Below are 14391 nucleotides of genomic sequence, written 5' to 3'. Positions count from 1 at the left end.
CTGGCGCCTTAAAAATACAAACTAGATAAAACCTTTGCGTCTTTGCGTTAAAAAAACAAAAATCTAAACAAAATACCATGAAAAATACCCTAACAAATAAATTAACCAAATCATTGCTTATCGCAGGATTAGTATTTTCAAGCTTTATTTTTGCCCAAACAACCACTACAAAAGCTTCTCCGGCACTCACTGCTATCGGAACATCCAAAAACTGGGGCTCGGTAGACGGAGTTTCAATGATCGGACTGGTACAGGGACCTTCTTCCGCAGATACTCAACTTCAGGTGGCCTGTGTTTTTGAATATACTGAAAACGACATCCACAGCCCTCAGGCATTACCCGCTAATCTGAACGGATTGGTCCATTTGGATGAAGCTTTGAAAGGCGAGCTCACCAAAATCAGACAGTCAGGACAATTTAAGGGTCATTCATTAGAAACCATTTTGATTACGCCTCCTGCGGGTTTCATGTCTGCAAAAAAACTATTGTTAATCGGATTGGGCGACCGCAATGCATTCACTCCTGAACTCATGGCCTCCGTAGGTGAAGTGGCCGCTCGTGAAGCGATGAGAATGGGTGTAACTAATTTCGCCTTTGCCAGCGATCTGAAAGACGCCGGAATTGATTCTCCCACTGCTGTGGTAGCTGGAAATGTAGTAAAAGGAATTGTATTGGCCAGCCGTTTCGAAATTTATTTAAGAGAACATAATCTTTCCAATACAAAGAAATTAGAAAAAGTATATCTGCTGGCAGGCCCATCTTTCTTCGAAGTGGCAGGCAGTGGAATTAAAGATGCAATTGCTGAGGTGAATAAGAAGTAATGAAATGGTTTTTATCAATATTGTTGAAAGCTCTCTTGTAAGAGGGCTTTTGACATTGGGATGAAAAATAGATTAACGTTTACTCCCGATTGTATATCCTGTTCTTTTTCAATCATCAACCAACAACTCTCAACTAAATTAGCGAAATCCAAAAAAATTCCCGATTTTTGCAACCCTTTCTATAATCCGATTATTCATGAAGCTTTGTATTGCCGAAAAACCCAGTGTTGCCAGAGATATCGCCAAAGTATTGGGCGCAACCACGCCTAAACAGGGCTATATGGAAGGAAACGGCTATTGCGTGACCTGGACGTTCGGACACCTTTGTACCCTGAAAGAACCGCACGACTACGGTCCTCAGTTCAAATCCTGGAACTTATTTTTACTGCCGATTATTCCCAATAATTTCGGGATCAAATTAATTCCGAACAAAGGCGTTGAAAATCAGTTTAAAGTCATTGAAAGACTGGTGGAAGAATGCGATGAAGTGATCAATTGCGGGGATGCCGGGCAGGAGGGAGAACTCATTCAGCGTTGGGTATTGCAGAAAGCAAAATGCAACAAACCCATTCAGCGGTTATGGATTTCTTCCCTTACCGAAGAAGCCATTAAAGAAGGTTTTGAAAACTTAAAACCGGCCGAAGATTACAAAAATCTCTATCTCGCAGGAAATGCAAGAGCAATAGGAGACTGGTTGCTGGGAATCAATGCGACCCGTCTTTTTACCAAAAAATTTGGCGGAAATAAAGTGGTTCTTTCTATCGGAAGAGTGCAGACGCCGACGTTAGCGATGCTGGTTCAGCGTCAGAAAGAGATTGATGCCTTTACCACCGAAGAATATTGGGAACTGAAGACCAAATACCGGGACGTTATTTTCAATGCGGCCATCGACCGTTTAAAAACCTTAGACCGCGCAGAAAAAGGGCTGGAATATCTTAAAGTAAATCCTTTTGAGATCGTTTCCTTTGAAATCAAAGAAGGAAAAGAGAAAAATCCAAGACTTTTTGACCTGACCGGACTTCAGGTGGAAGCCAATAAAAAATATGGGTATTCTGCAGACAGTACCCTGAAATATATCCAAAGTCTGTACGAGAAAAAGCATGTGACGTATCCGCGTGTTGATACCACCTATTTATCAGAAAGCCTTTATCCGAAAATTGATGGCATTCTGAGAAAAATGCATTTCTACCAGGACTTGATTGCCCCCTTGCTGGAGCAGCCGATTCCCAAATCGAAAACTGTTTTTGATGATGCGAAAGTAACCGATCACCATGCGATTATTCCGACAGAAGTTCCGCCTTCACAGAATTTAAGCAGGGAAGAAAAACTGATCTATGATCTGGTAGCCAAACGTTTTATTTCCGTTTTCTATCCGGAATGTAAAATTTCAAATACATTGGTGGAAGGGAAAGTAGGAACCATACCTTTCAAAACCAGCGGAAGACAGATCCTAGAACCGGGATGGAGAGCCGTGTATGCAAAAGATGCCAAGGAACCTTCCGAAAAAGATAAAGACAAAGAAGAAGAACAGACCATTCCTGAATTTACAGCCGGAGAAACAGGTCCTCATGATCCGATGATCCACCAGGGAAAGACTACGCCACCAAAGCCATACACGGAAGCAACCCTTCTACGGGCGATGGAAACAGCCGGAAAACAGGTAGATGATGAAGAACTTCGCGAAATGCTGAAAAATAACGGGATTGGAAGACCTTCAACCCGTGCGAACATCATTGAAACCCTTTTCAAACGCCAATACATCGAAAAGAAAAGAAAAAACCTGATTGCCACGCAAACCGGAATTCAGTTGATCGACACCATTGAAGATGAATTGTTGAAAAGCCCAGAATTAACGGGAGAATGGGAATTAAAACTTCGTAAAATTGAAAGTGGTGAATATGAAGCCAATCAGTTTAAAGAAGAATTGATTCAGATGGTAACAGAACTCACCAAAAAAGTGGTCGATGGAAAAGGAAAAGTGATCATGCTGCAGGAAGAAGAAAAGGTAGTGGAAAAGAAAAAAAGAGAACCCGCTCCGAAAAAAGAACTTCAATCTTGGGAAGAAACCAAATGCCCAAAATGTAAAGAACATAACCTGATCAAAGGCAAAGCGGCAGTAGGATGTTCCGATTTCAAAAACTGCGGATTTAAAATATCCTTTGAGATCTTTGGTAAAAAGCTTTCTGAAAAACAGTTATTAGACCTGATTTTAAAGAGTAAGACTTCAAAATTAAAAGGATTCAACACTCATGCTGAAGGCCTGACAGAAGGTATTTTATTATTGTCTGATGATTTCCAGGTTCAGCTTACGTAATGGTTACGACATTGAAGAATATTTATGTAATTTGTGGTTAAATTAAATTTCACTAATAAAAACAATGACGCCAGAAAAAAAACAACTCATCACCGACAGCTTTAACCGATCCGAAACCCTGAAATTCTATAACGCAGAACTTCTGGAAGTAGAAACAGATTTTGTTTCTATGAAAATTCCTAAAATGGAAATGATGACCCGGAAAGCAGGAATGTTCAACGGTGCTATGATTGCTTCATTGGTGGACGTTTCCTCAGGATATGCTGCGGTAAGTCATTACGAACAGGACTGTTATGTAGTCACCGTAGAGTTGAAGGTGAATTACCTGCGCCCAGCCATAGGAGACGCTTTGATTTCAAGATCGTATGTTGTGAAAGGAGGTTCAAAGATCAGCGTCATCAGAACTGAAATTTATGTTATCAATGAAAGTAGCAGTGCAGAAAGCCACGTTGCAACCTCCTTAGTTACGATGATGAAGATTAAATAAAGGCAAAATAAACGCTCTTTTATCGTCAAAATGAATAAGCCTGAACGGAAAATTGTAAATAGGCATTGTTTCCGACGGGATTCCACATTCCCCAAATTCCTACAGGAATTTTATAGGCTGCAATGGTAAAGCTTTTTGAAATAATTACACTTATTTCATTAAAACCAGCTTCTTTGGCGAAAAAATTATTCTTTTGACCACTAGGATTATTTAAAGCAAAACCATATCCGATTCTTCCCCTTACCTCCAGATCTTCCTTTTTATACACGGGATATTCGGCGGAAACAAAAGAAGAATATTTGTTTTGTGTATTGTCCTGATCCCTGTCTCTACCGAAAACTACGGTGTTCCAGCTTAAGGTCAAAGGAACTTTTTCACTAATGGTATAGAACGATCTTAAATCCCAGAAACGACCGGTTTCACGGGCATTATAATTGAAAAATTCCTTGTTATTATAATTTGCATTGGGAGAGAAATTGTAAATATCCCAAAGTTCCAGTGTAAGATGCTGGTTTTTATATCCAACATAATTATTGAACTCTTTGTAGGAGCCATCTGCGTTTCCGCCAGCCCAAAATCCGCCATAGAAGTTTTTACCATCCAAATGAACATCTCCTGTATAAATTAAACCGGATGATACTTCTAAACCTCGCCATAAATGACTGTTTCTAAGCTGTAATGCCGAGTGTATTTCCTGACTGTAAAGAGATGAGGTTCCCAGGATGATTGAAAAAATCACCCATAATTTAATTTTAATCATGATATTTGTTTTTAGAATTTCAGCTCATAATATCCCTGTATCCGGTATTTGAACACCGGATAACAGGAATACATTAAAAAAAAATGAATGTTAATGAATCAAGTCTTTTTCTCTTATGTTGGATCCGAATAACGCGTAAGATAACATCAGTAATTCACAAACGACAGTAAGAATCCAGGTCCATCTCCATGATCCAAATGCATCTGCCAATCCTCCCTGAACAAGAGTAAATACGGCTCCTCCAAATACGGCTGAAATAAATACACCCGATGCTTTTGAAGTATATTTATTCAAACCCTTTATGGAAAGTGAATAAATACAGCTCCACATCGAGGAATGTAAAAGTCCTATTGCTACCAGAAACCAAAGGTTTTGTGTGATCATGGAAGTTATCGCAAGCAGGGTAGCCAGTAAGGTAGTGACCGTCAACTGTGTTTTGGCAGAAATATGGCTCAGGAAGCTTGAAATAGACCGGCCGACCAAAAATCCGCCCCAATATAACGTGGAAAGTAAGGCGTGAATTCCAAAATCTATTCCTCCGATAATGATATCCGTTTTCCCGAAAAAAGTGATAGGATGCCCGGATTCCATTAATTCAAAAGCATGAAGATTGATATTGGCCCCGATGGCAACCTCTGTTCCTACATAAAAAAAGATCGCTAAAACGCCCAACGCAAAATGCCTGAACGACCAGATGCTTCTTTCCAGTTTTTCTCCGCCAACGGCTCTTGTATTTTCAATATCAGGAAGATGAAGCTTTCGGGTGATGAGAATTACAGTTAAAATACACGCTATTAAAACAGACAAGGGTAACAGCAGCTGTTGGATTTCAATCTTTTCAATCGAAATACCGCTGAACATCACTACTGTAACGAAAAAAGGAGCTGAAGTAGTTCCTATAGAATTAATTGCCGTTAAGATATTCAACCGCTGTACAGGCTGCGTTCCTTTTAACGGATAAGAAGCTGCATACGGATTCACTACCACCTGAATAATGGCCGCAGAAGTTCCCATTAAATAAGACCCTGCCACAAAAATAATAAATCCAAAAGGGATTACAGCATCTGCAACCGTAAACTCAAGATCTGGAAATTTAAAACCAAACCAGGAAGAAAATAAGTACATAAACAAACCGGAAATCATAAAAAATAATCCTCTCAGAATAGTGTTTTTATACCCAAAAGCATTCACCCATTTGCTTCCTAAAGTCCCGTTCAGAAGATATCCTAAAAAGAAAAAGAACGAAATTAGGGTGGTAAACGTATTTTTTAAACTTCCTGCATGAGATAGAAATGTAAATTTTAAAGGTGCCTGCAACTGCTCATTCACTGTCGTTAAAAATCCTACAATGAAGTAAATAAACGTAATAATGGCAAAAGGAAATAAACTGTTATTTGATTTTGCATCAAGCGGTTTTATATCTGAATTTATGATCATAATATGGATTTTTAAATAGATTCTAAAACAGGAGTAACACCTTTATCTTTAATGCTTTTTACCAGTTGGGTATACAATTCGGTGAATGCTTCCGATGATTTCAGATCAACACTTTTAAAGGCAGATAACTCCAGAAAATCAAGAGGATCATTACTGGAAATTAATTTCTGATCATGTTCAGTGATCCAGGGTTCGGAGACCTCATAAGAATAGCCTTTATCATCCACTTTATATTTCAGATAATGGCGGTAAGAAGCAAGGAGAAAGGCAACCCGGGTCAAATCCTTGCCATCTTTAATCATTTTAGCCAGATTAGGCATGATATACACCGGAAATTTTGAAATCCCGTCAAAACATAACCTGCTCACCTGATCGCTTACACTATGATTTGAAAATCTTTCGATCAACGTCTGCTTGTACTTTTCCAGATCCGTATTTTCGGGAGCAGGCACATAAGGAGTGATATCAGTATCCATAAAATCACGGGTCAGTTTTACAATCGCCCGATCCTGCATCGCTTCATCTACTTTACGGTATCCTTTTAAAAATGACGGATAAGAAAGCAGGGTATGAGAAGCATTCAGAAGACTTAGTTTCATGTTTTCAAAAGCTGTTACATCCTGGGTAAACGCTACGCCAACCTTTTCTAATGCAGGCCTTCCTGCGATAAACTGATCTTCAATCACCCATTGCGTAAAATCTTCACAATACACCGGTGCCTGATCGTCAATTCCGCTTTTCTCATTAAGTCTTATTCTGTCTTCCGGAGTGGTAGCGGGAGTAATTCTGTCAACCATGCTGTTGGGAAAGGTCACATTACTTTTCACCCATTCAGCCAGGTCTTTATCCTGCGCCTCAATAAAAGCTGTGAAAGATCTTTTCGCCGTATTTCCGTTATGCTGAAGATTGTCACAAGACAGAATCGTGATACTTCCGTTTCCGTCTGCTTTTCTTTTCCGCAGACCCTGTGCAACAAACCCGAAAACAGTGGTGGGAGAATTGGGATTTTCGAGGTCATGTTTAATTTTTTCATCATTCAGATTAAACTCATTGGTTTCTTTATCCAAATTATACCCACCTTCTGTAATGGTTAAACTAATAATCTTAATGGCGCTGTCAGCAATTTTAGTAATGACCGCGTTGGGATCTTCCACGCCCCAGATCAATTCTGTCAGCGAGCCAATGGTGTGAATTTCATCCTTGCCGTCCCTGCCGCAAATGGTCAGCGTATACATAAGGTTTTGGGATCTCAGGCTGCTGACTATTTTTTCATCAGAAGGAAGGAGACAAACCCCGCAGATTCCCCAATGCTGCTGTTTCTCATACTTTAATAATTCATTGATGTAAAACTGCTGGTGGGCCCTGTGAAAGTTTCCGACACCGATGTGAAGAATACCGGCCTGTATGTTTTTAGAATCGTATTGATAAGTTTGTATATTCATGTGAAAAAAAATGTAATTATTTTAAATAAGAGTCGATTTCTCAAACTTATATTAATTTGATTATCAATAATATTTTTTATTTGAAAATTCTTTATGGGAACGTTCCCAAAATCCCGGGAACGTTCCCATTTGTGTAATTTTTATGTATTTTTGATGAAAATCTATCCTAAAAAGGCACCTGATGAAGCGAATTACCATTAAAGATTTATCCAAATTCTTATCCTTGTCCACTTCTACGATCTCGAGGGCGCTGCTCAATGATAAAAATATTAACCCCGAAACTCAGAAAAGAGTACTGGAAGCCGCAGAAAAATTAGGATATAAACCCAATCCCACCGCTTTAAATCTAAAATACGGGCAAACCAAGAATATTGGACTGGTAGTTCCTGAAATGATCACGCCTTTTTCCTCAAAAGTTCTTCAGGGAATTCAGAATATTCTCTATCCGTTGGGATATCGGGTAATTATTACCCAATCCGACGAAAATCCTTTGATTGAAAGGAAAAATATCCTGCTGTTGGAAGAGTTTAATGTAGATGGAATTATCATTAATCTTTGTCATGAAACCTACAATGAAGATCTGTATAAAGAGATCATGAGCCGTGGAATTCCGTTTGTTTTTTTCGACAGGATTCCGAGTGCTACACTGGATGTTTCAAAAGTGGTTGTGGATGATAACATCAAAGCTTCTCTGGTGGTTGAACATTTGATAAACACCGGAAGAAAAAGGATTGTACATATTATGGGACCTGCTACAATTCGTAATGCGGTGGAAAGAGAAATGGGATATAAACGTATTGTAACAAAACACCATATTTTCGATCCTGAGCTGATCATAAAAACAGACGGAATGATGTTTGAAGCCGGAGAAAATGCGGCAAAACAACTGTTGGAAAAAAACATTGAATTCGACAGTATTTTTGCTTTCAGTGATACACTGGCCATCGGAGCGATGAATTATCTTCTGGAGCAGGGGATAAAAATCCCGGAACAGGTTGCCGTTGCTAGCTTTTCGGGAACAGAACTTGCGACCATCGTACATCCGAAACTGACAAGTGTACAGCAACCTTTATTCAAAATGGGTGAAGCTGCAGCGAAATTAATGGTAGACGCTATAAAAGATAGATCCGCACCGTCTCAAACAATTGTAATGGATACGGAATTAATTTATAGAGCTTCTACAATTCATTAAGTTTTTAACAACCAGAAATATATAGTTGCAGTTTTACGATTCAGGTTCAAAAAATCCTTATATTAGAGTTATTATAAGCTGTTTATTTATTCTGAATGGAATACCTTTTGCTCAGTAGCCCCTATAAACATTAAAAAATAATAATATGAACTTAATTATCCGATTGTTCGTAACCGCAATAGTTGCGTATCTTTTAACGAAAATTTTACCCGGAGTACATTTTGAAGGATTTTCAACGGCAATTATTTTTGCCATTGTACTGGGAGTTTTAAACCTGATTGTAAAGCCTGTTTTAGGTCTTTTAGGATTACCGCTTACGATTATTACGTTAGGATTATTTGCTTTGGTGATTAATGCCGTTATTATTCTCATTGCTGATTATTTCATTGACAGTATGGTGGTAGATGGTTTCTGGTGGGCATTGATCTTCAGTGTACTGCTGTCAATCATTACCTCTCTGGCCAATTCTTTATTCTCAGATGGAGATTAACAAATAAGATGATCACACATACTAATCCGTCAATGTTATATTGGCGGATTTTTTTATGAATTTATACTTCATGCTTATAATTAAAACAGATAAAAAAATTTAGGTGTTTAAAAAGTTTTGTGATTTATGTGGTTTGAATTTACGCTACCACAGATTTCTCAGATTCACACAGATTATTATGTTAACCTTTTGTATTGGTGTTAATTAAGCATGCTTTTTTTATGATGAATGAAAATATTTGATTTTTTTCTTATGTATTCTTACTTATACACAAAATGCATAACTAAAAACAACTAAAGTGTTTAAAAACCAGATTATACATTCAGGGATTCAAAATAAATCTTTTGGATTCCGGTAAACTAAATGTTAATTATATCGTTCCTTTTTATTTTAAATATTAACTTTGGCAATCTTTGAATTAAATAGGAATTTATGAAACTTAAGTACAGTCTGCTGGCTTTGGCAGCTCCGCTTTTAATGAATGCACAACAATTAATGACGCCTGAGATTCTTTGGACTTTGAAAAAAGTAGGCGTACAGGCAGTTTCGCCGGATCAGTCTTCACTTATTTATAAAGTTGGGCAGGTCGATTTAAAAACAGAAAAAACAAAAAATGAGAATTATTTTCTCAATGTCCTTAATAACCAGTCTACCAAAATAGATTTCGGTAAAAAAGCCCTTATTCAATGGGACAAAAACGGAATTTATGCTCAGGAAGGAGATAACATCTATCTTTCCAAAGACAATGGAAAAACATGGACTGAGTTTTATACCATTGGAGAAGCCGACAATATTGTCATTTCTCCAGACGGAAAGAAAATTGCGTTCAGCAAGCAGGTTCTGGTTGAAAAACTAATGGGGAAAGACAAATATGCCGACACTCCGAAAACGACCGCTCAGGTATATACCGATCTTAACCACAGGCACTGGGATTACTACAATGAAGGTAAATACAACCATGTATTTGTGGTGAATGCTTCAGATAAAGTAGACGGAGCAAAAGATTTACTTGAGGGTAAAACATGGGATTCTCCACAAAGACCTTTCGGTGGAACAGAAGATTTTATCTGGTCGCCTGATTCATCACAACTTTTATACGTTACCAAACCTAAAAGCGGTAAAGAATACTCTACGAGCACGAACACTGATATTTTTGCATACGACCTGGCGTCTGGAACGGTTAAAAACCTGACAGAATCCAATAAAGGTTATGATGTTAATCCAAAATTCAGCCCGGATGGGAAATCCTTGGCTTGGCAGAGTATGGCAAGAGACGGGTATGAAGCCGATAAAAATGATGTAAAAATCATGGATTGGAAGTCCGGGAAGACTGAAAACCTTACAAAAGGCTGGGACGAAAGTGTTTCCGGAGATGTTTTCTGGGGCGGAGATTCCAAAACAATTTATTTTACAGCTGCTTTCAAAGGAACTAAACAGCTTTTCTCTTTAGATTCCAAATCTTCTAAAGTACAGCAGATCACAAAAGGAGATTTTGATGTCAACGAGATCTTTGCAGATAACAAAAGCTCATTGCTGGTAGGAAGAACCGATGTTAATCATGCTACAGACATATTCTCTGTTAATCTTAAAAACGGAGAAATGAAACAGGTTACAGAGCCTAACAAAGATGTTTATTCCAAATTGGCACAAGGTAAATCCGAGCTTAAAATGGTAAAAACAACGGACGGTAAAGAAATGGGAGTGTGGTTCCACTATCCGCCAAACTTTGATCCAAACAAAAAATATCCTACTTTGGTGTACTGTCAGGGTGGTCCACAGTCTGCTTTGACTCAGTTTTTCAGTGTAAGATGGAACTTTGCGCTTATGGCAGCAAACGGATACATCGTGGTAGCACCTAACCGTCGCGGAATGCCGGGCTGGGGTACTCAATGGAATGAAGAAATCTCCAGAGACTGGGGTGGACAACCGATGAAAGACTACCTTGCAGCAACAGATTATGCTAAAACATTACCTTATGTAGATGGTGACAGAGTAGCAGCAGTTGGAGCCAGTTACGGAGGATACAGTGTTTTTATGCTGGCAGGGATTCATGATAACCGATTCAAAACATTCATCGCACACGATGGATTATTCGATATGAAATCCTGGTATTTAACGACGGAAGAACTTTGGTTTGCCAACTGGGATTTAGGTTCTCCATGGGAAAAACCGCTTCCAAAAGCATATACGGAATTCAACCCAAGCAATTTTGTTGATAAATGGAATAAACCCATCATGATCGTTCAGGGAGGCATCGACTTCCGTGTACCGTATGAGCAAGGACAGGAAGCTTTCCAGGCTGCAAAAATGAGAGGTTTAAAATCTAAATTAGTATATTTTCCTAACGAAAACCACTGGGTTCTTCATCCGCAGAACGGTTTAGTTTGGCAGAGAGAATTCTTTGACTGGTTGAAAGAAACTTTGTAATAAGTAAAAACAATCATTATTTAATAATAATGATGTGAAAATAATCAATGAAAGCGGGCTTTAGCCCGCTTTTTGTATGTCATATTTTTTGATATTCAATAAAAATGGGTTTTAACTCATTTAAAATATAACTCATATCTTGATCAAACCCAAAATCAATATATTTGAACAATGCAAAACAGAATTTCCTCATTTCCACCTCTTATTGACAAACAGTCTCAAATTGTCATTCTGGGATCTATTCCGGGAGTAAAATCTTTGGAAAAGCAGCAGTATTATGCCCATCCGCAAAATAAATTCTGGAAAATTATATTCGAATTATTCAATGAAAAATTCACGGAAGATTATGCGGAAAGAGTCAATACCCTGAAAAGGAATCATATTGCCGTTTGGGACGTTATCGATTCCTGTGAGCGAAAGGGGAGCCTGGATTCCGAGATCAAAAATGAAGAAGCGAATCAGATTGCAGAACTTCTTGAAAACTATCCCAACGTGAAAGCTATTTTCTGTAATGGAGGAAAATCGTATAAAAACTTACAGAAAATTTTAGGAAAAAATTATAAACTTCCTGTTATGCTATTGCCGTCAACAAGTCCGCTTCATACCATTCCGTTTGAAAAAAAATACGAAGAATGGAAAAAAATCCTTGAGTTTATCAAATGAACGGATTACTGTCCATAGTAAGCTGTAAGTATCTTTTCTCGCATTTTATTCAGGTACTTAATATCTTTCGTATTCGATAAAATAAACAGGGAAATATGTTTATCCACCAGATGCACCCAGTTCGCACTGTGTCCGTATCCTTCTCCCTGGCGTTCGGCAAATACCGTATTCACAGAACCGAATTTTTTAGGATACACCCAAAAACTAAATGCCGTATCTCCCAGTTCTTTATAGGACGTAAGCATGGTATCTAAGGTTGCTTTCTTAAATAAATTATGGTTGAATATCGCCTGATCAAAAATCAGAAGATCCTTAGGCGTGGAATACATAGCTCCGGCTGAATAAAGATTATCAATATACGTATTGGTAGGCATATGAAGCGCAAAAGAGTCAGTATCACTTGCGGTATAGCCTTCATCCAGATTTTTGATGATATCCTCATGATGTAAAAATCCGGTGTTGTACATGTTCAAAGGAGTCAGAATCTGCTCCTTAAGGACTTCTTCAAAGGGCTTGCTGTATATTTTTTCAATAATTTTACCTAAAATGATATAATCACCGTTGTTGTAACTGAATTTTGTTCCCGGCTTATCGATTAACTTTTCAGATAAGAAGGTGGTGATAAAATCATCCAGATTCCAGATCGTATTATCATAAGCCTGATGAATAAGCTCAGGTGAGCTGATGTCTTTATGCATCATTCCGCTGCTGTAAGTGAGCAAATTCCTGATCGTAGCCTTTTTTCCAGCCTCACCTTTATATTCAGGATAATAGGTCGAAAAGGGCGCATCCAGATTTATTTTCCCTTTTTCATACAATTGCATGATCAGTACGGCTGTAAAAGACTTCGTAAGCGAAAAAATATGAAACCGGGTCTCCTCAGAATAAGGAATAGCATAAGGCCTGTTGGCCAATCCTTTGTAGGTCAGCAGTTCAATATGACCTTCTTTAGCCAGTAATACCGCGCCGTTGAAGTTGTCATTTTTTACACTGGAGTTAATGACTTCCTCGACTTTTTGCACCTGAGAATGAGCGGTATTGATCATTAACAACAACACACCTGCCAATATATTTTTCATGGAGATCGTTTTAAATTATTGTACCCGTTTTATCCAGTGAAAGTACTACTTTTTGGATATAAAATAATTAAAAAATTAATTGATTTGACATCTTTGTTAAATAAAGCTTGACAAAGGGGTATTCAATGTCGTATATTTGCATTCCGAAAATTACACTTGTAATTTTAATAATTTTTAAACCGTAATTTAAAAAAATGAAGACATCCGATTTTAATTTCGACCTTCCTGAGGAACTATTGGCAGAACACCCATCAGAACACAGAGATGAAGCTAGATTAATGGTTCTGGACAGAAAAACTGAAACCATTGAGCACAAACTGTTTAAAGATGTTGTTGATTATTTCGATGAGAAAGATCTATTCATTTTCAACAATACTAAAGTTTTTCCTGCACGTTTGTATGGAAACAAAGAAAAAACAGGCGCTAAAATCGAAGTTTTCCTTTTAAGAGAGCTTGATAAAGAAACCCGTGTTTGGGATGTTCTTGTGGATCCGGCAAGAAAAATCAGAATTGGAAATAAATTATTCTTTACTGAAGATGAATCTTTGGTAGCTGAAGTGATCGACAATACGACTTCAAGAGGAAGAACCCTAAGATTTTTATTCGACGGTTCTTACGAAGAATTCAGATCCAAATTAAAAGAATTAGGAGAAACTCCACTTCCAAAATACATCAAAAGAGCTGTTGAGCCTGAAGATGCTGAAAGATACCAAACGATCTATGCTAAAATAGAAGGAGCGGTAGCAGCACCTACAGCAGGGCTTCACTTCTCAAGACATTTGATGAAGAGATTAGAGATCAAAGGAATCGATTTTGCTGAAGTTACTCTTCACGTAGGATTGGGAACATTCAACCCGATCGAAGTAGAAGATCTTTCTAAGCACAAAATGGAATCAGAGGAAATCATCATCGATGAGAAAAATGCTGATATCATCAATAAAGCTGTAGACGAACACAGAAGAGTTTGTGCAGTAGGTACAACTACGATGAGAGCATTGGAAACTTCTGTTTCTTCAAACAAAAAGATTTCTGCATTCAACGGATGGACGAATAAATTTATTTATCCGCCTCACGACTTTGGAGTTGCTAATTCAATGATTACCAATTTCCACACTCCTAAATCTACATTATTGATGATGATTGCTGCATTTGCAGGAAGAGAATTCGTAATGCATGCTTATGAAGAAGCCGTAAAAGAAAAGTATAAATTCTATTCTTACGGTGACGCAATGTTAATTTTATAAAAATTATTGTATTAATGTAAAATGTACAGAGCACA

12 protein-coding genes are annotated in these 14391 nt (G+C 38.0%); 8 read left to right on the top strand and 4 right to left on the bottom strand.

Annotated features, from left to right (window positions below):
• Positions 1-77: 77 nt before the first annotated feature.
• From SB679_RS10500 to SB679_RS10490, 3 genes are all read left to right on the top strand, one after another.
• Positions 78-821: a M17 family peptidase N-terminal domain-containing protein gene (locus SB679_RS10500; RefSeq protein WP_410702209.1), complete on the top strand. Its 744-nt coding sequence runs from the start codon at positions 78-80 to the stop codon at positions 819-821.
• Between the two features lie 196 nt (positions 822-1017).
• Positions 1018-3135, top strand: a complete 2118-nt coding sequence (locus tag SB679_RS10495) for a DNA topoisomerase 3 (RefSeq protein ID WP_410702208.1) — start codon at positions 1018-1020, stop codon at positions 3133-3135.
• Between the two features lie 64 nt (positions 3136-3199).
• Complete coding sequence (locus SB679_RS10490) at positions 3200-3622, top strand: PaaI family thioesterase (RefSeq protein ID WP_410702206.1); 423 nt, start codon at positions 3200-3202, stop codon at positions 3620-3622.
• A gap of 25 nt (positions 3623-3647) precedes the next feature.
• Here the strand turns inward: SB679_RS10490 and SB679_RS10485 are convergent, their stop codons facing one another.
• The 3 genes from SB679_RS10485 to SB679_RS10475 all read right to left on the bottom strand — a co-directional run bounded on the left by SB679_RS10485 (position 3648) and on the right by SB679_RS10475 (position 7261).
• Positions 3648-4382, bottom strand: coding sequence for a hypothetical protein (locus SB679_RS10485; protein ID WP_410702205.1), 735 nt, complete (start codon positions 4380-4382; stop codon positions 3648-3650).
• A 90-nt stretch (positions 4383-4472) separates the two neighbouring features.
• Positions 4473-5819 (bottom strand): MFS transporter, encoded by a 1347-nt coding sequence (locus SB679_RS10480; protein ID WP_410702204.1) that lies wholly within the window; start codon positions 5817-5819, stop codon positions 4473-4475.
• Between the two features lie 11 nt (positions 5820-5830).
• Positions 5831-7261, bottom strand: coding sequence for a mannitol dehydrogenase family protein (locus SB679_RS10475; RefSeq protein WP_410702202.1), 1431 nt, complete (start codon positions 7259-7261; stop codon positions 5831-5833).
• Positions 7262-7442: 181 nt separating this feature from the next.
• Here SB679_RS10475 and SB679_RS10470 point away from each other — a divergent pair, with 181 nt between their 5' ends.
• The 4 genes from SB679_RS10470 to SB679_RS10455 all read left to right on the top strand — a co-directional run bounded on the left by SB679_RS10470 (position 7443) and on the right by SB679_RS10455 (position 12033).
• Positions 7443-8453: a LacI family DNA-binding transcriptional regulator gene (locus SB679_RS10470; protein ID WP_410702201.1), complete on the top strand. Its 1011-nt coding sequence runs from the start codon at positions 7443-7445 to the stop codon at positions 8451-8453.
• 145 nt (positions 8454-8598) lie between these two features.
• Positions 8599-8943 (top strand): phage holin family protein, encoded by a 345-nt coding sequence (locus SB679_RS10465; protein WP_410702200.1) that lies wholly within the window; start codon positions 8599-8601, stop codon positions 8941-8943.
• Positions 8944-9375: 432 nt separating this feature from the next.
• Complete coding sequence (locus tag SB679_RS10460; RefSeq protein ID WP_410702198.1) at positions 9376-11370, top strand: S9 family peptidase; 1995 nt, start codon at positions 9376-9378, stop codon at positions 11368-11370.
• 171 nt (positions 11371-11541) lie between these two features.
• Positions 11542-12033, top strand: coding sequence for a DNA-deoxyinosine glycosylase (locus SB679_RS10455; protein WP_410702197.1), 492 nt, complete (start codon positions 11542-11544; stop codon positions 12031-12033).
• Between the two features lie 5 nt (positions 12034-12038).
• On the opposite strand, the gene SB679_RS10450 is transcribed toward SB679_RS10455, so the two are convergent.
• Positions 12039-13112, bottom strand: coding sequence for a serine hydrolase domain-containing protein (locus SB679_RS10450; RefSeq protein ID WP_410702196.1), 1074 nt, complete (start codon positions 13110-13112; stop codon positions 12039-12041).
• 194 nt (positions 13113-13306) lie between these two features.
• Here SB679_RS10450 and queA point away from each other — a divergent pair, with 194 nt between their 5' ends.
• Complete coding sequence (gene queA, locus SB679_RS10445) at positions 13307-14356, top strand: tRNA preQ1(34) S-adenosylmethionine ribosyltransferase-isomerase QueA (RefSeq protein ID WP_410702195.1); 1050 nt, start codon at positions 13307-13309, stop codon at positions 14354-14356.
• Positions 14357-14391 lie beyond the last annotated feature (35 nt).

Source organism: Chryseobacterium sp. SIMBA_029, assembly GCF_046535275.1.
Classification (GTDB): Bacteria; Bacteroidota; Bacteroidia; order Flavobacteriales; family Weeksellaceae; genus Chryseobacterium.
This window is presented reverse-complemented; position numbering and strand designations above follow the sequence as displayed.